Annotated in this window: 18 protein-coding genes and 1 tRNA gene; 8 read left to right on the top strand and 11 right to left on the bottom strand. The window is 70.7% G+C overall.

Features of this window, described 5'->3' with window-relative positions; all coding sequences use genetic code 11:
- Window positions 1-89: 89 nt before the first annotated feature.
- From AC061S_RS25420 to AC061S_RS25455, 8 genes are all read right to left on the bottom strand, one after another.
- On the bottom strand, window positions 90-1,904 hold the full coding sequence (locus AC061S_RS25420; RefSeq protein WP_478688263.1) for a chitinase: 1,815 nt from the start codon (window positions 1,902-1,904) through the stop codon (window positions 90-92).
- A gap of 151 nt (window positions 1,905-2,055) precedes the next feature.
- Window positions 2,056-2,520, bottom strand: coding sequence for a hypothetical protein (locus tag AC061S_RS25425; RefSeq protein ID WP_478688216.1), 465 nt, complete (start codon window positions 2,518-2,520; stop codon window positions 2,056-2,058).
- A 191-nt stretch (window positions 2,521-2,711) separates the two neighbouring features.
- Window positions 2,712-4,130, bottom strand: a complete 1,419-nt coding sequence (locus tag AC061S_RS25430) for an NAD(P)/FAD-dependent oxidoreductase (RefSeq protein WP_478688217.1) — start codon at window positions 4,128-4,130, stop codon at window positions 2,712-2,714.
- A 22-nt stretch (window positions 4,131-4,152) separates the two neighbouring features.
- Window positions 4,153-4,959 (bottom strand): ABC transporter permease, encoded by an 807-nt coding sequence (locus AC061S_RS25435; protein WP_478688218.1) that lies wholly within the window; start codon window positions 4,957-4,959, stop codon window positions 4,153-4,155.
- A complete protein-coding gene (locus AC061S_RS25440) occupies window positions 4,959-5,888 on the bottom strand; it encodes an ABC transporter permease (RefSeq protein ID WP_243337601.1) in 930 nt (309 codons plus the stop codon). Before AC061S_RS25440 ends, AC061S_RS25435 begins: the two co-directional genes overlap by 1 nt.
- A complete protein-coding gene (locus AC061S_RS25445; protein ID WP_478688219.1) occupies window positions 5,885-7,036 on the bottom strand; it encodes an ABC transporter ATP-binding protein in 1,152 nt (383 codons plus the stop codon). The genes AC061S_RS25440 and AC061S_RS25445 overlap by 4 nt, the downstream gene beginning before the upstream one ends.
- Before the next feature lie 85 nt (window positions 7,037-7,121).
- On the bottom strand, window positions 7,122-8,372 hold the full coding sequence (locus AC061S_RS25450; protein ID WP_478688220.1) for a polyamine ABC transporter substrate-binding protein: 1,251 nt from the start codon (window positions 8,370-8,372) through the stop codon (window positions 7,122-7,124).
- A 74-nt stretch (window positions 8,373-8,446) separates the two neighbouring features.
- Window positions 8,447-9,991, bottom strand: a complete 1,545-nt coding sequence (locus AC061S_RS25455; RefSeq protein ID WP_478688264.1) for a gamma-aminobutyraldehyde dehydrogenase — start codon at window positions 9,989-9,991, stop codon at window positions 8,447-8,449.
- A gap of 194 nt (window positions 9,992-10,185) precedes the next feature.
- Between AC061S_RS25455 and AC061S_RS25460 the strand changes: the two genes are divergently transcribed.
- The 3 genes from AC061S_RS25460 (at window position 10,186) to AC061S_RS25470 (ending at window position 12,827) form a co-directional block, all read left to right on the top strand.
- Window positions 10,186-10,737 (top strand): NADAR family protein, encoded by a 552-nt coding sequence (locus AC061S_RS25460; protein WP_478688221.1) that lies wholly within the window; start codon window positions 10,186-10,188, stop codon window positions 10,735-10,737.
- Window positions 10,738-10,798: 61 nt separating this feature from the next.
- Window positions 10,799-10,860: transfer RNA gene (locus AC061S_RS25465), tRNA-Ser, on the top strand.
- Between the two features lie 338 nt (window positions 10,861-11,198).
- Complete coding sequence (locus AC061S_RS25470; protein ID WP_478688222.1) at window positions 11,199-12,827, top strand: vWA domain-containing protein; 1,629 nt, start codon at window positions 11,199-11,201, stop codon at window positions 12,825-12,827.
- A gap of 91 nt (window positions 12,828-12,918) precedes the next feature.
- Here the strand turns inward: AC061S_RS25470 and AC061S_RS25475 are convergent, their stop codons facing one another.
- Window positions 12,919-13,647, bottom strand: coding sequence for a DUF4190 domain-containing protein (locus AC061S_RS25475; protein ID WP_478688223.1), 729 nt, complete (start codon window positions 13,645-13,647; stop codon window positions 12,919-12,921).
- Between the two features lie 121 nt (window positions 13,648-13,768).
- Here AC061S_RS25475 and AC061S_RS25480 point away from each other — a divergent pair, with 121 nt between their 5' ends.
- The 3 genes from AC061S_RS25480 to AC061S_RS25490 are packed head-to-tail and all read left to right on the top strand — an operon-like array spanning window position 13,769 to window position 16,718.
- A complete protein-coding gene (locus AC061S_RS25480; RefSeq protein WP_478688224.1) occupies window positions 13,769-14,794 on the top strand; it encodes an adenosine deaminase in 1,026 nt (341 codons plus the stop codon).
- A 20-nt stretch (window positions 14,795-14,814) separates the two neighbouring features.
- Window positions 14,815-15,504 (top strand): glycerophosphodiester phosphodiesterase, encoded by a 690-nt coding sequence (locus tag AC061S_RS25485; protein WP_478688225.1) that lies wholly within the window; start codon window positions 14,815-14,817, stop codon window positions 15,502-15,504.
- Window positions 15,501-16,718, top strand: a complete 1,218-nt coding sequence (locus tag AC061S_RS25490) for a sensor histidine kinase (protein WP_478688226.1) — start codon at window positions 15,501-15,503, stop codon at window positions 16,716-16,718. Before AC061S_RS25485 ends, AC061S_RS25490 begins: the two co-directional genes overlap by 4 nt.
- A gap of 12 nt (window positions 16,719-16,730) precedes the next feature.
- On the opposite strand, the gene AC061S_RS25495 is transcribed toward AC061S_RS25490, so the two are convergent.
- A complete protein-coding gene (locus AC061S_RS25495) occupies window positions 16,731-17,960 on the bottom strand; it encodes an RNA-guided endonuclease InsQ/TnpB family protein (RefSeq protein ID WP_478688265.1) in 1,230 nt (409 codons plus the stop codon).
- Between the two features lie 159 nt (window positions 17,961-18,119).
- On the opposite strand from AC061S_RS25495, the gene AC061S_RS25500 reads away from it, so the two are divergent.
- Both AC061S_RS25500 and AC061S_RS25505 read left to right on the top strand, forming a co-directional pair.
- Window positions 18,120-18,809, top strand: coding sequence for a response regulator transcription factor (locus tag AC061S_RS25500; RefSeq protein ID WP_478688227.1), 690 nt, complete (start codon window positions 18,120-18,122; stop codon window positions 18,807-18,809).
- Between the two features lie 147 nt (window positions 18,810-18,956).
- Entirely contained in the window at window positions 18,957-20,159 is a 1,203-nt protein-coding gene (locus AC061S_RS25505) for a serine hydrolase domain-containing protein (RefSeq protein ID WP_478688228.1), read from the top strand.
- Here AC061S_RS25505 and AC061S_RS25510 read toward each other — a convergent pair.
- The gene (locus AC061S_RS25510) at window positions 20,152-20,649 is read right to left on the bottom strand and encodes a hypothetical protein (protein ID WP_478688229.1); all 498 of its coding nucleotides are present in this window, start codon (window positions 20,647-20,649) and stop codon (window positions 20,152-20,154) included. The genes AC061S_RS25505 and AC061S_RS25510 overlap by 8 nt on opposite strands.
- Window positions 20,650-20,724: the final 75 nt, after the last annotated feature.

The following is a 20,724-nucleotide window of genomic DNA, read 5'->3' on the forward strand; positions in this document are numbered from 1 at the left end:
CCGCCCCGGGGGCTCGCGGGGCGCTGGGGGGGGGGGGGGGGGCCCCCCCCCCCCGCCCCCCCCACGTCCGATGGCCGCTCAGCCGCCGGTCAGCCGCCGAAGTAGGCGTCGAAGTTCTTCGAGAACTCCCAGTTGCCGAAGCGGTCCCAGTTGATCGACCAGGTCATCAGTCCGCGCAGGGCGGGCCAGGTGCCGTGGGTCTGGTACGACCCACAGCTGGTCTTCTTGGTCAGGCAGTCCAGTGCCTTGTCGACCTCCGCCGGCGGGGTGTGGCCGTTGCCCGCGTTGGTCGTGGCCGGCAGGCCGATGGCCACCTGGTCCGCGCGCAGCGCGGGGAAGACGCGGGCGGTGTTGCCGGCCACCGGGAAGCCCGTGAGCAGCATGTCCGTCATCGCGATGTGGAAGTCGGCTCCGCCCATGGAGTGGTACTGGTTGTCGAGGCCCATGATCGGGCCCGAGTTGTAGTCCTGGACGTGGAGCAGGGTGAGGTCGTCGCGCAGGGCGTGGATGACCGGGAGGTAGGCGCCGGCGCGCGGGTCCTGGCCGCCCCAGGGGCCGGATCCGTAGAACTGGTAGCCGAGCTGGACGAAGAAGGTCTCGGGGGCCATCGTCAGGATGAAGTCCGGGCCGTACTTGGCCTTCAGGGTCTTCACGGCCGAGATCAGGTTGACGATCACCGGTGTGGTGGGGGCGCGGAAGTCGGTGTCGCCCGTGGCCAGGGAGAGGGAGTGGCCCTCGAAGTCGATGTCGAGGCCGTTGAGCCCGTACTCGTCGATGATCTTGCCGACGGAGGCGACGAAGGCGTCGCGGGCCGCCGTGGTGCCGAGCTGGACCTGTCCGTTCTGGCCGCCGATCGAGATCAGGACCTTCTTGCCCGCGGCCTGCTTGGCCTTGATGGCCGCCTTGAACTCCGCGGCCGATTCGACGGTCGGGCACTCGCTGACCGGGCAGAGCTGGAAGCGGATGTCGCCCGAGGTCACCGAGGTGGGTTCGCCGAAGGCCAGGTTGATGACGTCCCAGGAGGCGGGCACGTCGGCCATCCGGACGTATCCGGAGCCGTTGGCGAAGCTGGCGTGCAGGTAGCCGACCAGCGCGTGGGCGGGCAGGCCCGGGTTGCCGGGGTTGCCGCCGCCGCTCGGCGTGGTCACGGGGACGGCCGCGCTCTTGGGGGATTCCCCGGCCGCGTTGACCGCGCTGACCTGGAAGGAGTACGTCGTGGAGGCGGTGAGGCCGGTGACCGTCGCCGAAGTGCCGCTGACCGTGGTCGGGTTCGCGCCGTCCCGGTAGACCTTGTACGAGGCGGCCCCCGTCGCGGCCGCCCAGGAGAGGCCGACGGTGGTGGCGGAGGAGGCGGACGCGGTGAGCCCGGCGGGGACGGCCGGGATCTGGGGCTCGCCGGGTCCGGAGCCGCCGGGGTCGGGGCCGATGAGGGTCACGTCGTCGGTGAACTGCGGCGGCTGGCCGTACCAGCCCTGCGTGTACACGGTCACCGAGGTGGTGCTCGCGCCGGTACGGAAGCTGGTGCTGAGCTGCTTCCAGGCACCCGGGCTCTGCGTCCAGGTCTGCGGGTCCGTGGTCCCGGTGCCGGTCGCGCCGAGGTAGACGTACGCGCCCTGCACCCAGGCGCTCAGCGTGTACGCGGAGTCGGGCTTGACGGTGACGGTCTGGGAGCAGCGGGCGTTGTCCTGCCCGGCCGGGGTGCCCTTGAGGGCGGAAGCGCCGCCGTGCACGGGGGTGCTGACGGCGGCTCCGCTGCCGGCCGAGCAGCTCCAGCCGTCGAGGCCGGCTTCGAAGCCGCCGTTGCGGATGAGGTCGGCGTCGGCCGCCGCGGCCGGCTGGCCGGCGGCGAGGAGGCCGGCGGCCGCGAGGGCGGCGGCGGTAAGGAGGGACAGCGCGGAGCGTATGACGGTGGGTCTGGCGGGGCGGGTGGGGCGATGGGAACGGTTGGAGCGCACAACTGCCTCCGGTACATGGGGGGATGGAGCCGGGCCGCGGGTGGGGAAGCGGTGGGGGAAGGCACAGCGGCGCCCAAGATGGTCCAGACCAATGCCCTTGTCAAGACTTCCCGCCTCCCCGCCCCACGACGCGCGCCGCCGCCTCGTGCATCGCGAGTTCCAGCACCACCGGATCGGTGAGCGTGCCCTGCCCGTCCGGGACCACGAGCCAGCGGACCCCGCCCGTGGCCCGGCCGGGGTACGGGACCACGATCCAGGTCCCGTGCCCGACTCCCCGTACGCCCGTCCCGACCCAGCGGGACGCCGTGCCCGGGGGCACGAAGAAGCCCAGCCTGGAGTCGCCGAAATCGGCGAGCACCGGGCCGGGCCGGTCCAGCAGCGCGTCCAGTACTTCGAGGGTGGCGTGTCCCAGCTCCCCCGGCAGGATCAGCACGTCCCACCGGCGGCCGGCGGGCAGCAGGGCGACCCCGAGGGGGTTGCGCTCCCACTCCCACCGGCAGGCGTCCGGATCGGGCGCCACCGAGACCAGCCATTCCACTGCCGTCTTGTCCCCCGGGATCGTCATCGCCCGGCCTCCGCTCTCTGTGTGAGGTGAAGCGTTCTCACAGGAGAGAGCGGGGCCGGGCGCAGGTATGACGCGGGTTTCCCTACCCCTTGGTGGTGAACCGGGTCACACCGCCGGGGCCGGGGTGCGCCAGGGGCGTGCGGGCGTCTCTTACCCGATCACCACACCGGTGCGCAGCCGACCGCGCGGCCTCAGCTGTCGAAGCCGAGACCGAAGCGGTCCAGCGTCTTCAGCCACAGGTTGCGGTGCCCGCCCAGCCGGTCGGCCCGGGCCAGCGACCACTTCGTCATCGTGATGCCGGTCCAGGCGAAGGGCTCGGGCGGGAAGGGCATCGGCTTGGAGCGGACCATTTCCAGCTCGGTGCGCTCGGTCTTCTCCCCGGAGAGCAGGTCGAGCATCACGTCGGCGCCGAAGCGGGTGGCCCCGACGCCCAGCCCGGTGTAGCCGGCCGCGTAGGCCACCTTGCCGGCGTGCGCGGTGCCGAAGAAGGCGGAGAAGCGCGAGCAGGTGTCGATCGCCCCGCCCCAGGCGTGGCTGAATTTCACCCCTTCCAGCTGCGGGAAGCAGGTGAAGAAGTGCTCGGCGAGCTTGAGGTACGTCTCGGGCCGGTGGTCGTGCTCGGCGTCGAGCTTGCCGCCGTAGGGGTAGATCGCGTCGTATCCGCCCCACAGGATCCGCCGGTCGGGGGTGATCCGGAAGTAGTGGAACTGGTTGGCGCTGTCGCCGAGGCCCTGCCGGTTCTTCCAGCCGATCGAGGCGAGCTGCTCCTCGGTGAGCTGCTCCGTCATGAGCGCGTAGTCGTAGACCGGGACGGTCAGCGGGCGCACCCGCTTGACCAGCGACGGGAAGATGTTGGTGCCCAGCGCCACCCGGCGGGCGAAGACCCGGCCGTACGGGGTGCGCACGGCCATCCCCTCCCCCGAGCCGGCCAGGTCCAGCCCGCGCGTGTTCTCGTAGATCCGTACGCCCAGCTCCAGGCAGGCCCGCTTCAGGCCCCAGGCGAGCTTCGCCGGGTTGAGCATGGCGACGCCGTCGCGGTCCCAGATCCCGCCGAGGAAGGTCGGGGAGTCGACCTCGGCCCGTACGGCGTCCGCATCCAGCCATTCGGAGCGGCCGGCCAGGCCGAGCCGCTCGGCCTCGGCGTGGAACTCGCGGAGCTCCGCGACCTGGTGCGGCTCGGTGGCCACGTCGATCTCACCGCTGCGCTCGAAGTCGCAGTCGATGCCGTAGCGGGCGACAGCCTCCTCGATGGCGTCGAGGTTCTGCGCTCCGAGGTCTTCCAGCTTGGCGAGCTCGTCCGGCCAGCGGGCCATCCCGTTGGCGAGGCCGTGGGTGAGGGAGGCGGCGCAGAAGCCGCCGTTGCGGCCCGAGGCGGCCCAGCCCGCCTCGTGGCCCTCGATGAGGACGACGTCCCGGGCGGGGTCGCGCTCCTTGGCGAGCAGCGCGGTCCACAGGCCGCTGTAGCCGCCGCCGATGACGAGCAGGTCGCAGTGCTCGTCCCCGGTGAGGGCGGGCTCGGCGGCGGGCTTGCCCGGGTCGTCCAGCCAGTACGAGACCGGCTTCGCTTCGGAAAGAGATCGTGCAGCGGTGCGCATGGCGTCTGGGGCCATGTCTTCCAACTCCCTACAGGTGTTACTTGGGCTGTGCTTTCTTGCGGCGGTTGGCGACCATCTGGCCGGCCAGCACCACCAGGACCGCGATGACGAACATCGCGGTGCCGATGACGTTGATCTGTACAGGCGTACCGCGCTGGGCCGATCCCCACACGAACATGGGGAAGGTGACGGTGTTGCCCGAGTTGAAATTGGTGATGATGAAGTCGTCGAACGAGAGCGCGAAGGAGAGCAGCGCGCCCGCCGCGATGCCCGGGGCCGCGATCGGCAGGGTGACGCGCAGGAAGGTCTGCACGGGTCCGGCGTAGAGATCGCGGGCCGCTTCCTCCAGGCGGGGGTCCATGGAGAGCACCCGGGCCTTGACGGCGGCGACGACGAAGCTGAGGCAGAACATGACGTGGGCGATCAGGATCGTCCAGAAGCCGAGCTGGATGCCCATGTTGAGGAAGAGGGCCAGCAGCGAGGCCGCCATCACGATCTCGGGCATGGCCATCGGCAGGAAGATCAGCGAGTTGACCGCGCCGCGCCCGCGGAACCGGTAGCGGACCATCGCGAAGGCGATCGCGGTGCCCAGCACGGTCGCGCCGAGGGTGGCCCACAGGGCGATCTGGAGCGAGAGGGACAGGGACCCGCACATGTCGGCGACCCCGCAGGGGTCCTTCCACGCGTCGAGGGAGAACTCCTGCCAGGCGTAGTTGAACCGTCCGGTGGGGTTGTTGAAGGAGAAGACCGTGACGACGACGTTCGGCAGGATCAGGTAGGCGAGCGTGCCGAGCCCCGCGATCACGACGAGGTTGCGGCGCAGCCAGGTGGTGGCGCTCTTCATCAGACCAGGTCCTCCGTCCCCGCTCGGCGGATGTAGATGGTGACCATGACGAGCACGATGGCCATGAGGATGAAGGACAGGGCGGCCGCCGTCGGGTAGTCGAGAATGCGCAGGTACTGCGACTGGATGACGTTGCCGATCATGCGGGTGTCCGTGGAGCCGAGCAGTTCGGCGTTGACGTAGTCGCCGCTCGCCGGGATGAAGGTGAGCAGGGTCCCGGAGACGACGCCCGGCATGGACAGCGGGAAGGTCACCTTGCGGAAGACCGTGGCGGGACGGGCGTACAGGTCCCCGGCCGCCTCGTGGAGGCGGGTGTCGATGCGCTCCAGCGAGGTGTAGAGCGGAAGGATCATGAAGGGGAGGAAGTTGTACGTCAGACCGCAGACGACCGCGAGCGGCGTGGCGAGGACGCGGTCGCCCTCGGTCATGCCGAGCCAGCTGGTGACGTCCAGGAAGCCGACCGTGTTGAGGACGTCGACCACCGGGCCGCCGTCGGCCAGGATCGTCTTCCAGGCCAGGGTGCGGATCAGGAAGCTGGTGAAGAACGGGGCGATGACCAGCACCAGGAGCAGGTTGCGCCAGCGGCCCGCCTTGAAGGCGATCAGGTAGGCCAGCGGATAGCCCAGCAGCAGGCAGAGCGCGGTCGCGGTGCCGGCGTAGAGCAGGGAGCGCAGGAACTGCGGGTAGTACTCGGTGAAGGCGTCCCAGTACGTCTGGAAGTGCCAGGTGACCTTGAATCCCTCTTCGAGGGAGCCGGTCTGCACCGAGGTCGAGGCCTGGTAGATCATCGGCAGCACGAAGAAGACGAGCAGCCACAGGATGCCCGGGAGCAGCAGCCAGTACGGGACCAGGCGCTTCTTCAGGGACGGCTTGTGCACCGGGGGCTCGGCGGAAACGGCGACCTCGGGCAGGGTCGCGGGGGCGGTCACGCGCTCTCCTCGACCGTCTCGATGCCGGCGTCGATGTCCTGTGCCGCGTCCAGGCCGAAGGTGTGGTCCGGGTTCCAGTGCAGTATGACGTCGGCGCCGGGGACGAGGCGGGCGTCGCGCTCGATGTTCTGCACGTACACCTCCAGCTCCGGGCAGACCGGGCTGTCGATGACGAACTGGGTGGAGACTCCGATGAAGGAGGTGGCCGCGATCTTGCCGGCGACCTTGTTGCGGCCGGCCGCGACCGTGCCCTCCGCGTCCGCGTGGACCAGGGAGATCTTCTCCGGGCGCACCCCGACCAGCAGCTTGCCGCCGGCGCGGGGTGTGGTCGAACATCGCGTCGCCGGGACGCGCAGCTTCGTACCGGCCGAGGAGACGACTACGTCGGACGCGCCGGCCTCCAGCACCTCGGCCTCGATGAGGTTCGAGGTGCCGAGGAAGTTCGCCACGAAGGTCGTCTTCGGGTTCTCGTACAGGTCGGCGGGGGCGCCGAGCTGCTCGACGCGGCCGCCGTTCATCACGGCGACCGTGTCGGCCATGGTCATGGCCTCCTCCTGGTCGTGCGTGACGTGCACGAAGGTGATGCCGACCTCGGTCTGGATGCGCTTGAGCTCCAGCTGCATCTGGCGGCGCAGCTTGAGGTCGAGGGCGCCGAGCGGCTCGTCGAGGAGCAGCACCTGCGGGTGGTTGATGAGCGCGCGGGCGACGGCCACGCGCTGCTGCTGGCCGCCGGAGAGCTGGTGCGGCTTGCGCCGGGCGAACTGGCCGAGCTGGACCAGCTCCAGCATGTCGTCGACCTGCTTCTTGACCGACTTGATGCCGCGGCGGCGCAGCCCGAAGGCGATGTTCTCCGAGACGTCGAGGTGCGGGAAGAGGGCGTAGCTCTGGAAGACCGTGTTGACCGGGCGCTTGTACGGCGGCAGGTGCGTGACCTCGCGGTCGCCGAGGCTGACGGTGCCGGTGGAGGGCTCCTCCAGGCCGGCGATCATGCGCAGGGTGGTGGTCTTCCCGCAGCCCGAGGCGCCGAGCAGGGCGAAGAAGGATCCCTGGGGGATGGTGAGATCCAGCGGGTGCACGGCGGTGAAGGATCCGTAGTGCTTGCTGATCCCGGCGAGGCGGACGTCGCCGCCTTCGGTCTTGTCAGTCATGGGCCTGGGCCTTCGGTGGTGTGTCGTGGAAGGGGCAGGTGCCGGTACGGGTGCCTGTCGCCGGCGGGGACGGCGGCGGGACCCGTCAGGCTCCGATGAGCTTGGCGAACTTCTCTTCGTACGCCGTCTCTTCCTCACCGGTGAGGGAGCGGAAGGCGTGCGACTTGGCGGCCATCGCCTTGTCGGGGACGATCAGGACGTTGTCCGCGAGCTCCGGGTCGATCTTGGCCAGCTCGTCCTTGACGCCCTCGACGGGGCAGACGTAGCTGATGTACGCGGCCAGCTGGGCGGCCACCGGGGGCTCGTAGTAGTAGTCGATGAGCCGCTCCGCGTTGGCCTTGTGCCGGGCCTTCACGGGGACCAGCAGGTTGTCGCTGGAGGTGATGTAGCCGGGCGCCGGGATCGCGTACTGGATGTCCGGGTTGCCGGCCTGGAGCTGGATGACGTCGCCGGCCCAGGCCAGGCAGGCTGCGAGGTCGCCCTTGTCGAGGTCCGCGGTGTAGTCGTTGCCGGTGAAGCGGCGGATCTGCTTCTTGTCCACGCCCTTCTGGAGCCGGCCGATCGCCTCGTCGTAGTCGGCGTCGGTGAACTTCGCCGGGTCCTTGCCCTGGTCGAGCAGGGTCATGCCGACGCTGTCGCGCATTTCAGTGAGGAAGCCGACGCGGCCCTTGAGGGAGGGGTCGTCCAGCATCTGCGTGACGGAGTCGACCTTCTTCCCGCCGGTCGCCTTGGTGTTGTAGGCGATGACGGTGTTGATGCCGGTCCACGGATAGCTGTACGCGCGGCCCGGGTCCCAGTCGGGGCTGCGGAACTGCGGGATCAGGTTGGCGTAGGCGTGCGGGAGCTGGGAGGGGTCCAGCTTCTGGGCCCAGCCGAGCCGGATGATGCGCGCGGCGAGCCAGTCGGTGACGACGATCAGGTCGCGGCCGGTGTCCTGGCCGGCCGCGAGCTGGGGCTTGATCTTGCCGAAGAACTCGACGTTGTCGTTGATGTCCTCGGTGTACTTGACCTTGATACCGGTCCGCTTGGTGAACTCCTCCAGCGTGGGACGGGACTTCTCGTCCTCGCTGGTGTCCATGTACTCGGTCCAGTTGGAGAAGTTGATCTCCTTCTCCTGGGCCGAGTGGTCGTCGGAGGCCGCGGCGTTGCCCTCCGCGCGCTTGGCCGGCGGGATGCCGCAGCCGGCGAGCGCGGAGAGGCCGCCGAGGGTGAGCGCTCCGACTCCGGAGGCGCGCAGCACGGAGCGGCGGGTGAGGGCGCCGCGCCCGGTGGTGAGGCTGCGCCGCATCGCGGCGAGTTGCGCCGCCGAGAGGCGGGCGGGCTCGAACTGCTCCATGGGAGGTGCCCTTTCGGGATGGGTGCGGGCCGCTGGTCGGGCGGCAACTGCCCCGCGGCGGTAGCCGCGAAGTGTTAGGTTCTGTCCCCGAAGATCGTGCGGTGCCAGTCCTTCGCGGCCACCGCGGTGTTGTCGTACATCACGTGCTTGACCTGCGTGTACTCCTCGAAGGAGTACGTGCTCATGTCCTTTCCGAAGCCACTGGCCTTGTAGCCCCCGTGCGGCATCTCGCTGATGATCGGGATGTGGTCGTTGACCCAGACGCAGCCCGCCTGGATCTCGCGGGTGGCGCGGTTCGCCCGGTACACGTCACGGCTCCAGGCGGAGGCGGCGAGCCCGTACGGGGTGTCGTTGGCCAGCGCGATGCCCTCGTCGTCGGTGTCGAAGGGCAGGACCACGAGGACCGGCCCGAAGATCTCGGACTGGACCACCTCGCTGTCCTGGGCGGCGCCGGCGATCAGCGTGGGCCGGTAGTACGCGCCGTCCGCGAGGTGGCGTTCCTCTTCCCTGGCTCCGGGGATCTCACCGCCGGTGACGACGGTGGCGTACGCACGGGCGCGCTCGACGAAACCGGCGACCCGGTCGCGGTGCGCGTGCGAGACCAGCGGGCCGAGGTCGGTCGACGGATCGAAGGGGTCTCCGACGCGGACGGTCTCCATCAGCTCGGCGACCCGGGCGACGAAGGCGTCGTGGAGGGGGCGCTGGACGTAGGCACGGGTGGCGGCCGTGCAGTCCTGGCCGGTGTTGATCAGGGAGGCGGCGACGGCGCCGTTGGCGGCGGCCTCCAGGTCCGCGTCGTCGAAGACGAGGAAGGGGGCCTTGCCGCCGAGCTCCAGGTGGAGCCGCTTGACGGTGGCGGTGGCGATCTCGGCGACCCGCTTGCCGATGGCGGTGGACCCGGTGAAGGAGGTCATGACCACGTCCGGGTGGCCGACCAGGTGCTCGCCCGCGTCCCGGCCGGCGCCGGTGACGATGTTGACCACGCCGTCGGGCAGGCCCGCCTCCTTGGCCGCCTGGGCGAACATCAGGGAGGTCAGCGGGGTGAGCTCGGCGGGCTTGAGGACGATGGTGTTGCCCGCGGCGATCGCCGGAAGGATCTTCCAGGCGGCCATCTGCAGCGGGTAGTTCCACGGCGCGATGGAGCCCACGACCCCGATCGCCTCGCGGCGCACGTACGAGGTGTGGTCCCCGGAGTACTCGCCGGCGGCCTGCCCCTGGAGGTGGCGCGCGGCGCCCGCGAAGAAGGCGGTGTTGTCGATGGTCCCCGGGACGTCGAACTCGGTCGACAGCTTGACCGGCTTGCCGCACTGCAGGGACTCCGCGTACGCGAATTCCTCGGCCCGCTCGGCCAGCACTCCGGCCAGCCGGTGCAGCGCGTCGGAGCGCTCCCCGGGGGTGGCCCCGGACCAGCCCGGGAAGGCCCGCTTGGCGGCGGCGACGGCGGCGTCCACGTCGGCGGTGGAGGCCAGCTCGTAGGTGAGCACCTCCTCGCCCGTGGCGGGGTCGATCACGGTGTGTGACCGGCCCGAGGTGCCGGGCCGCAGCTGCCCGTCGATGTACTGCGCGCCTTCGGCGAATCGGTCCTTGACCTGGACCTTGACCTGGAAGCGGTTGCCCATCACGCTCTCACGCTCTCCGTAGCTACAGTTCGAGCTACAGCTCGAATTGAGTGCCGATCCTGGCAGAGGTACACCCCTCGGCCAAGTGATTCCGTTGTTGCCTTTTGATTACGCGACGGAATCGGTCGACCATGTGTCGAGGCGCGCCCGAAATCCCGTACGAAGTGTCCGGTGCTCCTGCGAGACTCGCATGCATGGAGAACATCGAGGAACTGATCGGGCAGGTCAGCCGGGGTGAGAGGCTGAAGTTCCTGCCGTTCTGGGGACACCGGCCGCGGCCCGACGGGACGCTCGGACCGAGCTGCCTCAGTCAGTGGTGGCCGTCCGAGTTCACCGTGGGTGACGTGCGGTACGCCACCGCCGAGCACTGGATGATGGCCGGAAAGGCGCGCCTGTTCGAGGATGCCGAGGCCGAGCGGGCGGCTCTGGAGGCGAAGAGTCCGGCGGCCGCGAAGAAGGCCGGGCGGCTGGTGCGCGGCTTCGACGACGTGGTGTGGGAGCGGGAGCGGTTCGCGCTGGTGGTGGAGGGCAGCGTGCACAAGTTCGGCTCCGATCCGGCGCTGGCCTCGTACCTGCTCTCGACCGGGAAGCGGGTCCTGGTGGAGGCCAGCCCGATGGACCGGATCTGGGGCATAGGACTGGCCGCCGACGACGAGCGCGCGCTGGACCCGGCGCGCTGGCGCGGCCTGAACCTGCTGGGCTTCGCGCTCATGGAGGCGCGCGAGCGGCTGCGGGCGGAGCTGTAGTGCCGCGTTAATCGATCGCGCACGCCGGAGCGGACGTCTAGCGTGATCCTTGTCCAGGTGCGCAGGTGAGACCTACTTCCACTGTTAATGGGGTGGCCGCGGGTTCGAGTCCCGTCACCGGCTTCGGGCCGGTGTAGCTCAGTTGGCAGAGCGCCTTGCGGTTTCGCCGAACTCGATCTCTGGACACCTACGTTCACGCACCTCCCGGTGCGCGGGCCACGGCTACTTCTTCCACGAAACAACGCCGCGGCCACTTCTTCCTCGGGAGGCGCACGTGCGGAGTGCCCGGTGCGCAGGCAACGGTTACTTCCGGATCAACAGGTCGCGGGTTCGAGTCCCGCCCGGCTCCGGCCGGTAGCTCAGTCGGATAGAGCAGTCGACACAGTCCGTCGCCGACTTCGATCTCGGGCATTCCGCACGTCACGCCTCCCCCGCTTTCCACTGAATTCGGGGGGATTCTCATGGCTCGCTTCAACCTGCTCCGCTCCAAGGCGGCGCCCACCGCACCCGCTGCGTCCACCGCACCCGCCTCGCCCGTCCGCTCCACCGGCCGCCGCGCCGCCAACGCGCACGGCAGCCCCGGCTTCGTCCGCGATCCGCGCTCCGAGCTGTTCCTGCTCGCCGTCGCCAACTTCGTGACGCAGCAGACCGCTTACGAGTCCGGCGAGGCCCGCGACGGCCGGTTCGGCGCGCTCGTGCGCACCCTTGCCGTGGAGGATCCCGAGTGGACCGCCGGCCTGCTCGGCTGGCTGCGCCGCGACGGCAACATGCGGACGGCTTCGCTCGTCGGCGCCGCCGAGTACGTCAAGGCGCGGCTCGACGCCGGAGCGACCGGCGGGCCCTCGAACCGGCAGGTCGTGGACTCCGTGCTGCTGCGCGCGGACGAGCCGGGCGAGCTGCTCGCCTACTGGACGGCCGCGTACGGGCGGAACGTGCCCAAGCCCGTCAAGCGCGGGATCGCCGACGCGGTGCGCCGCCTGTACTCCGGGAAGTCCCTGCTGAAGTACGACACCGCCTCCCGGGGATACCGCTTCGGCGACGTCCTCAACCTCGTGCACGCCTCCCCCGACCCGGACAAGCCCTGGCAGGGCGAGCTGTTCCGGCACGCCCTCGACCGACGGCACAACCCGGAGACCGCCGAGGTCCCGCCGGGCAACCGCACCCTGCTCGCGCACCGGGCCCTGATGGAGCTGCCCGTGGCGGAGCGCCGGGCCGTGGTCACCGCGGCGGACGGAGCCGAGCGGCTCGCCGCGGCGGGCATGACCTGGGAGGCGCTGGCCGGCTGGCTTCAGGGGCCGATGGACGCGACCGCCTGGGAGGCGGTCATCCCGTCCATGGGCGCGATGGCGCTGCTGCGCAACCTGCGCAACTTCGACGAGGCCGGGGTGTCGGACGCGGTGGCCGAGCGGGTCGCGGCGAAGATCTCCGACGCGGAGACCGTCGCCCGGGCCCGGCAGTTCCCCTTCCGCTACCTGGCCGCCCACCAGCACGCCCCCTCGCTGCGCTGGGCGTACCCGCTGGAGCGGGCGCTGGGCCACTCCCTGGCCCACGTACCGGCGCTGCCCGGGCGGACGCTGATCCTGGTGGACCGGTCCGGGTCGATGTGGTCGCCGCTGTCGGACCGCTCGCAGCTCAACCGGGCCGACGCGGCGGCCGTCTTCGGGACGGCGCTGGCGCTGCGCGCCGAGGACGCCGACCTGGTGCAGTTCGGCACCACCAGCAAGGTGGTCGGGTTCCGGCGGGGCGAGTCGGTGCTGAAGGTGCTGGAGCGGTTCCAGGACCTCGGCGGCACCTGCACGGCGGAGGCGGTGCGCGCGCACTACGCCGGGCACGACCGGGTCCTGATCGTCACCGACGAGCAGGCCACGTACGCCTACGGCGGCGATCCGACGGTCCTGGTGCCGGACACGGTCCCGGTCTACACCTGGAACCTCGCCGGATACCGGGTGGGCCACGCGCCCTCCGGGTCCGCGAACCGGCACACCTTCGGCGGGCTCACCGACGCGGCCTTCCGCATGGTGTCCCTGATCGAGGACGGCCGGGACGCCACGTGGCCGTGGGTGACCGGGCAGGCGGAGAGCGCGGCCTGACAGGACGTCTGACGGAACGCCTGACGGGGGGCCGGGAGGGGGCAGGTATAAACCTGTCCCCCTCCCGGCCCTCCCGTGGATCCGGCGTGGCTCAGGCCTTTTCGAGGACCTGCGAATTGCGCGGCCCCGAGTCGGAGTCGGAGCTGCTGTCTCCGAACATGACGCCGAAGGTGATTAGCGCGATGATCAGGCAGCTGATCACGATGCCGACCGCGCCGGTGATGATGCCGGCCAGCGCCATGCCCTCGTTGTCGGCCTCGCCGCGCTTGGCCTTGCCGCGGCCCAGCACGCCGAAGATGACGGCCGGAACGCCGAACAGGAGGCCGAAGTAGCACGTGACCACGGAGAGGATCCCGAGCACGAGCGCGGTGACCCCGAAGCCGTTGCTCCTGGGCGGGTACACCGGGTATCCGCCGCCCCCCGGGTATCCGGCGTAGCCCGCGTAACCGGGGTAGCCCTGGTATCCGGGCTGCTGAACCGGCTGCTGCGCGGCGGGATATCCGTACCCCGCGGGATCCGGCTGGGCCGGGTACCCGTAGGCGGGCGTCTGCCCCGGCTGGGGCGCGGGCGCCCCGGCGGGTATCGGGCCGGTCCCGGCCGGCGGCGTCTGCCCCGGAAGCGGGGCTCCCGGGTGGCCGCCCGGGTGGCCGCCCGGGTGGCCGCCCGCCCCCGGCATCCCCGTGACGGTCTGCTGGTCGTGCACCCCCGGAACCACCGGCGCCCCCGACGCCCCCGGCCCGCCCTGCTGTTTGCCCAGTTCGACCGCGGGCTGCTCCAGCGGCGCCCAGGGGTCTCGCGACTCGGGGCTCTGATCGGTCATACGGCGCCCCCCTCTCGTACGGCCATGCTAAGCGCTCCCTCCGACAGGCCCCTTCCGCGGTGCGGGTCCTGCCTACGATGAAGGCCGCTCCATCCGCACCGCGTCCTCCGGAGGCACCCTCATGTCCGACCTGCACCCCTTCATCGCGGGGCTGCCCAAGGCCGAACTGCACGTCCACCACGTCGGCTCGGCCTCCCCCCGCATCGTGGCCGAACTCGCTTCCCGGCACCCGGACTCCAAGGTCCCCACGGACCCCGAGGCCATCGCCGACTACTTCACGTTCACCGACTTCGCGCACTTCATCGAGGTCTACCTCTCCGTCGTCGACCTGGTCCGCACCCCCGACGACGTGCGCCACCTCACCTTCGAGATCGCCCGCGACATGGCCCGGCAGAACATCCGGTACGCGGAGCTCACCATCACCCCGTACTCCTCCACCCGCCGAGGGATCGACGAGAAGGCCTTCATGGAGGCCATCGAGGACGCCCGCAAGGCCGCCGAGGCCGAGCTCGGCGTGATCCTGCGCTGGTGCTTCGACATCCCCGGCGAAGCCGGCCAGGAGGCCGCCGCGGAGACCGCCCGCCTCGCCCTGGACCTGCGCCCCGAGGGCCTGGTCTCCTTCGGCCTGGGCGGCCCGGAGGTCGGGGTGCCGCGCCCGCAGTTCAAGCCGTACTTCGACGCCGCCCGCGCCGCCGGACTGCACAGCGTGCCGCACGCCGGCGAGACCACCGGCCCGGAGACCATCTGGGACGCGATCCGCGAGCTGGGCGCCGAGCGCATCGGCCACGGCACCAGCGCCACCCGGGACCCGGAGCTGCTCGCCTACCTCGCCGAGCACCGCATCGCGCTGGAGGTCTGCCCCACCTCCAACATCGCCACCCGCGCCGTCGCCACCCTCGACGAGCACCCCGTCAAGGAGATGGTGGCGGCCGGCGTGCTCGTCACCATCAACAGCGACGACCCGCCGATGTTCGGCTCGGACCTCAACAACGAGTACGCGGTGGCCGCGCGGCTGCTGGACCTGGACGAGCGCGGCCTCGCCCAGCTCGCGAAGAACGCCGTCGAGGCCTCCTTCCTGGACCCGGCCGGCAAGGCGAAGCTCACCGCCGAGATCGACACGTACACCTCCGCCTGGCTGGCTTCCTGACGCTTGCGCAGAATGGGTGCATGCGCACCCTGACTGCCGTAGGCCACCGCGGGGATCCCTACCGCGTCCGCGAGAACACCCTGCCCTCGATCCGCTCCGCCTTCGACCGGGGGGCGGACGCGGTGGAGATCGACGTGCGGATGACCCGCGACGGGGTCCCCGTACTGCTCCACGACGAGGATCTCCAGCGGCTGTGGGGCCATGACGTGCGGCTCGAAGACGTCACGGCCCCGCAGCTGCGGGAGCTGACGGACGGCGGGATCCCGACCCTGCGCGAGGCCCTGGCGGCCGCCGGCGCGGGCCGGGTCATGGTCGACCTGCCGGGTGCGACGGCCGAGACCGTACGGACCGTCGTCGGCCAGGTCCGCGAGTGCGGGGCCCGCGACCGTACGTACTACTGCGCGGGTCCGGCCACCATGCTGGCGGTGCGCGCCGCCGATCCGGGCGCCGAGATCGCGCTCACGTGGACCACCCTGGCGCCCCCGCGCCGGGTGCTGATCGACGCGGTGGCCCCGACCTGGCTCAACTACCGCTTCGGGCTGGTCGGCCCGGAGCTGGTGGACGCCCTGCACCGGGACGGCCTGCTGGTGTCGGCCTGGACCCCGGACACGAAGCGCTCGATGCGTGCGCTGGTCAGGGCCGGGGTGGACTCGATCACGACGAACCGCGTGGACGCGCTGGGAGCCGTACGGGCCGAGCTCGGCCGGTGATACGGGCCTGGGGGGAGCTCGGAGCAAGGATCCGGCGGGCCGGTCCGCGCCGGCAGGACCTGGGGCTGACCCTGCTGGTGCAACTGGCCGTCACGATGCCCTTCGTGGTGCCCCGGCCGGCCGGGTCTCCGCCCGCGGACTGGGCCTCGTACGCGATGACCACGCTCGGCGTGCTGCCGCTGGTCTGGCGGCGGCGGGCTCCGGTGACGGTGCTGGCCGCGATCCTGGTGGCCGGCGGGGTGTACAACCTGGGGGTCGACGGCCCGGGGCAGCCTCTGCCGTACGCGGGACTGCTCGCCTTCTACACGGTCGCCCTGCAGTGCACGACCCGGGTACGGCTGGCGGTCGGCGGGCTCACGGTCCTCACGGTCGCCCTGTCGGTGTACTGGAACACCGGAACCGCGCGCGAACTGCTCTTCACCTTCTTCGTCTCCGGCGCCGCGTACGCGCTGGGGCGGCTCCAGCACACCCGGCAGGCGTACACGGCGGCCCTTCTGGACCGGGCCGCCCAGCTGGAGCGGGCCAACCGGATCGAGGCGGAGCAGGCGGCCGCACGCGAACGGGCCCGGATCGCACGGGAGATGCACGACATCCTCTCGCACGCGGTCAGCATCATGATCGTGCAGGCGGAGGCCGGCCCGGTGGCCGTGCGCAGGGCCCCCGAGCGGGCCGAGGCCGCGTTCGAGGCCATCGCGGAGACGGGCCGGGACGCGATGGCCCAGCTACGCACGATGCTGGGGGTGCTGCGCACGGACGAGGCGGCGCCCCGCTCCCCGCAGCCCGGCATCGGGGAGCTGGCGGGGCTGCTGGAGCGGGTCCGGGGCAGCGGGCCGGAGGTGACCTACGAGCGCACGGGCTCGGTGCGCGCCCTGCCGGCGGCGCTGGAGGCGACGGTGCACCGGGTGGTGCAGGAGGCGCTGACCAATGTGGTCAAGCACGCCGGGGCTTCGGCGGTGGCCGTGCGCCTGGAGTACGGGGAGCGGGAGCTCACGGTGAAAGTCACGGACGACGGGCGGGGTCCTGACACGGGGGCGGCTGCGGGTGCGAGCGCCGGCTCCGTGCCGCGGGCTCGACCGGGCGGGCACGGCCTGATCGGGATCCAGGAGCGGGCCGCAGCCCACGGGGGCACCGCCCGGACGGGTCCCGGCCCGGACGGCAGCGGCTTCGAGGTGCGGGTGGTGCTTGTAACGTCGGGCGCGGAGGTGGGGAATTGAATCCTCCCCTCCCTAAAGGGAGGGGATTCCTGGCTCACGTCGGCGGCGGACCGGCGGTCCGCACGCTCTTACACGATCAGCACCAGCCGGGTTGAGACCAGCCCGGACGAGCATCACGTGTGCGGAGTTCTTGTCCCTGGGGGACACGGCTCCGCACGCGGTGCACGAATAGGTACGTTCCGAGAGGGGTAGTGCGTGCTTGGTTCTCGCTCCGCACTGCGCGCAGTCCATGGTGGTGTGCGCGGGGTGGACAAGGTGCACGGCACGACCGTGCTTGCGGCCCATCTCGATCAGCGCCGTCTTCGTGCCGCTGATCGCGGCGTCTGCCGCTTTACGGGCCATGGTGGACTTAGCGAGGAACTTCGGCTTGAAGTCCTCCACCGCGAGGGCGTCATGGTCACGGACCACCTTCTTGGCCCACTTGCGGGCGGTGTCCTGACGCTGCCGGGCAATCTTCTTCTGCACCTTCGCGGCCTGCCGCCGCGCTTGACGGTAGCCCTTCGACTGGGCCTTGCCCTTGGGTACGCGGCGGCGGGCCATCATCCGGTGGTAGTGCGCAAGGCGGCCGGCGGCCTTCCTGCCATGTTCGGCGTGAAGCAGGTCGTGGTCGTCGGACGTGGTGGTCGCGATCTCCCGCACGCCCCAGTCGATGCCGATCACCGCGCCCGTGGAGGGAAGCGTCTCGGTGGTCGTGGGGGCGACGAAACTGGCGTACCAGTGCCCGAGGCTGTCCCGGTACACGCGCACCGACGACGGCGGCTCGGGCAGATCCCGCGACCACACCACGGTCACGCTGATACCCCCGGCCAGATGCAGACGCCCGTCCTTCAACCGGAAGCCGCGCTGCGTGTAGTTGAGCGTCGGATCCACCAGGTGCTCCCTCTTGTACTTCGGCATCCCTGCGCGCTGCCGCATCGGCAAGCGGGCCTTGATGTCCTTGAGGGCCTTCGCGCGGGACTTGGCGAAGTCGCGGATGAGCTGCTGCTGCGGAACGCTGCTGCCCTCACGCAGCCACGCCATCGCGCATCGGGCCCCGGTCAGCAGCTTGTCGAGCTGCGACGGACCACACGTCACCTTCTCGCCGGCCGTCATGTTGTGGGCGTGGACCTTGCGGGACATCGCCACGCACTCGTTCCACACCCACCGGCACCGCGCCCACTCCGCTTCAAGCCGGGTAAGCGCGGTGGACGACACGCGAAGCCGGAAGGTGTACCGGGCCTGCCCGGATCCCCCATCGTCCATCGCTGCTGTCTGCACGCTCCCCAACCTAACCGCCCCCACTGACAACGAAAGAGAGTGCAGGTCAGAACAGATGAGCAACGAACTCCGCCGCTACGCGGCTCCACCCCAAGGACCCATCCCTCCCCGAGCTGAAGCCTGGGGCAGCCTGGGAGAGATCCGGTGACGATCCGTGTGGTGGTGGCCGACGACCAGGAACTGGTGCGCAGCGGCTTCGCGATGATCCTGGACGTCCAGGAGGACATCGAAGTGGTGGCCGAGGTCGGGGACGGGGCGGCGGCGGTCGCGGCGGTACGGTCCCTCGCGCCCGACGTGGCGCTGCTGGACGTACGGATGCCGGTGCTGGACGGGATCGAGGCGTGCCGGGAGATCTCGGGGACGAGTTCCTGCCGGACGGTGATGCTGACGACCTTCGACTCGGACGAGTACGTGTACGAGGCGCTGCACGCGGGGGCCAGCGGGTTCCTGCTCAAGGACGTGCGGCGGGACGATCTGGTGCACGCCGTACGGGTGGTGGCGGCGGGCGAGTCCCTGCTGGCGCCTTCGGTGGCCCGGCGGCTGATCGCGGAGTACACGGCGGCGACGGCCCGGCCGGCGGCCGGAGAGGCGCTGTCCGCGGAGCGGCTGGAGGTGCTGACGGCCCGGGAGCGGGAGACGCTGCTGCACCTGGGGCGGGGGTTGTCGAACGCGGAGCTCGCGGTGGAGCTGATGGTGAGCGAGCACACGGTCAAATCGCATGTGGGCAACGTGCTGTCGAAGCTGGGGCTGCGGGACCGGATCCAGGCGGTGATCTGCGCGTACGAGACGGGTCTGATCGCGGCTGGCTCTCAGGTATCTCCCTCTGGGGAGTGAGACGCGGCGTACCTCCTGGCTCTCGGGGGCGAGTTGTCGTACCGGCAAAGACCCCTCTCGGTGGTGATCCGCAACTACCCCTGTGACCAGCAGCATTGAGGTCATCGGGGCGGAAGTCGCCCGGAGAGCCGACAGGGGGATCCCACCATGAACGCAACGACCCGCACGCTGATCGCCGCCGCGCTGGTCCTGGGCGTCTCGGCCGGACCGGCCGTCGCCCGGGCCGCGCAGGCGCCGGGCGCGGTTTCGGTCGCGGCATCGATGCCGGCGCCGCAGATCTCGACGCCGCCGAACGCCGCGGCCCTGAGGGGGGCGATCGCCGGCCTCGGAGCGGACCATCCGTACGCCACGGCCGCGTCGGTCCGCGTGAGCGGTCCGAGCGGCAGCTGGCGGGGCAGCTCGGGCACCGCGGACCTCCGCACGGGGCAGCCGGTGATCGCCGACGGCCGCTTCCGGGCCGGCTCGGTGACCAAGACCTTCACGGCGGCGGTGGTGCTGCAACTCGCGGCCGAGGGAGAGATCGACCTCGACAGGGCGGTCCAGGAGTACCTGCCGGGCCTGTTCCCGGGTGCCTTCCAGCCGATCTCCGTGCGCCGGCTGCTGGACTACACGAGCGGCATCCAGGCCGCCGACGGTCCGGGGCCCTTCTCCGGCCAGTGGGCGCACCGCTTCGACGTGATCGACCCGCACGCGCAGATCGCGAACGCCCTGGCGAAGGGTCCGGAGAGCGATCCCGGAGAGTTCCAGCACTACCAGAACATCAACTACACCTTGCTGGGCGTCCTGATCGAGAAGGTGACGGGCTCGACGTACGAGAAGGCGGTCGAGAGGCGGATCCTGAAGCCGCTGGGTCTGCACCAGACCTCGCTCCCCGGCCGGACGCAGACGCGGATCCCCGGTCGGCACAATCTCGGCTACCAGGCGGTGCCGCTGCCGGACGGGAACACGGAACTGCGCGATGTCAGCGTGTGGAACCAGTCCGACCGCTGGGCCGCGGGTGACCTCATTTCCTCGACGGCGGACCTGGAGCGGTTCACTCAGGAGCTGTTCGCCGGGCGGGTCGTGCCCCGACCGCAACTGGAGGAGATGTTCACCGTCCCGGAGAAGGCCCTGGTGTTCGGGACCACCGAGACGCCCGCCTGGCGCACTGCGGGGATGCAGCGGATGAAGCTCCCGGACGGCACCGTGGTCTACGGCAAGTCCGGGGCCCGTCCCGGCTACAGCACCGGAATCGGCGGCGCCAAGGACGGGTCGCGGCTCGTGGTCTTCACGGTCAACTCCAAGGACGCCAAGAGCGATGACCCGAGTCCGGTGACCGGGGCGATAGTCGCCGCCTCCATGGCTAAGTAGCCAGGGCGGGCACGACTCCCGGCTCCGTCTCGGACATGGCCTCCAGGCGCTTGATCATGCGTCGCAGAACCAGCAGGGGGATCACCCCGAAGACGCCGAACGACATGTCGATCACCGACCACCAGACCGGGATGCCCCGGATGGGCCCGCAGATCAGGGCCAGCGGAACGATGCCGGCGCAGGCGATCATTCCGGCCTCGACGATCCAGATGTTGCGGACGGGGTCGCGGTGGACTCCGTAGAAGAAGACGGCGATCACCAGGTGGGCGAAGGCGAGCCAGTCCGTGCCGTAGAGGAGGAAGGGGTATTCGGAGTCCGCCCGCTCCAGCCCGTCGCCGACACGGCGGAGCCACTCGTTGTCCACCAGGGCATTGGCCCACTGGAGTTCGCTCACCAGGGGGAAGGCGGTGAGTCCGCTCAGCACCAGGCAGACGAGGAACAGGGCAAGCCAGGCACGGATTCGCTGCTCAAGGGCTCTTCTCTCGCTCATGGAAGGAAGCCTACGCAGCTTTATGAACATGTTCAACCGCATTGCTGAACATGTTCAGTTCTTACGCGGGATCGA

The sequence above is a fragment of the Streptomyces sp. CA189 genome, from assembly GCF_056428985.1.

Bases quoted from the DNA above. Each gene is read 5' to 3' on its own strand.
- AC061S_RS25480 (WP_478688224.1), top strand. From the start codon at position 13,769: ATGTCCGACCTGCACCCCTTCATCGCGGGGCTGCCCAAGGCCGAACTG.
- AC061S_RS25470 (WP_478688222.1), top strand. From the start codon at position 11,199: ATGGCTCGCTTCAACCTGCTCCGCTCCAAGGCGGCGCCCACCGCACCC.
- AC061S_RS25505 (WP_478688228.1), top strand. From the start codon at position 18,957: ATGAACGCAACGACCCGCACGCTGATCGCCGCCGCGCTGGTCCTGGGC.
- AC061S_RS25445 (WP_478688219.1), bottom strand. From the start codon at position 7,036: ATGACTGACAAGACCGAAGGCGGCGACGTCCGCCTCGCCGGGATCAGC.
- AC061S_RS25435 (WP_478688218.1), bottom strand. From the start codon at position 4,959: ATGAAGAGCGCCACCACCTGGCTGCGCCGCAACCTCGTCGTGATCGCG.
- AC061S_RS25510 (WP_478688229.1), bottom strand. From the start codon at position 20,649: ATGAGCGAGAGAAGAGCCCTTGAGCAGCGAATCCGTGCCTGGCTTGCC.
- AC061S_RS25450 (WP_478688220.1), bottom strand. From the start codon at position 8,372: ATGGAGCAGTTCGAGCCCGCCCGCCTCTCGGCGGCGCAACTCGCCGCG.
- AC061S_RS25475 (WP_478688223.1), bottom strand. From the start codon at position 13,647: ATGACCGATCAGAGCCCCGAGTCGCGAGACCCCTGGGCGCCGCTGGAG.
- AC061S_RS25425 (WP_478688216.1), bottom strand. From the start codon at position 2,520: ATGACGATCCCGGGGGACAAGACGGCAGTGGAATGGCTGGTCTCGGTG.
- AC061S_RS25455 (WP_478688264.1), bottom strand. From the start codon at position 9,991: ATGGGCAACCGCTTCCAGGTCAAGGTCCAGGTCAAGGACCGATTCGCC.
- AC061S_RS25430 (WP_478688217.1), bottom strand. From the start codon at position 4,130: ATGGCCCCAGACGCCATGCGCACCGCTGCACGATCTCTTTCCGAAGCG.
- AC061S_RS25460 (WP_478688221.1), top strand. From the start codon at position 10,186: ATGGAGAACATCGAGGAACTGATCGGGCAGGTCAGCCGGGGTGAGAGG.
- AC061S_RS25495 (WP_478688265.1), bottom strand. From the start codon at position 17,960: ATGGACGATGGGGGATCCGGGCAGGCCCGGTACACCTTCCGGCTTCGC.
- AC061S_RS25485 (WP_478688225.1), top strand. From the start codon at position 14,815: ATGCGCACCCTGACTGCCGTAGGCCACCGCGGGGATCCCTACCGCGTC.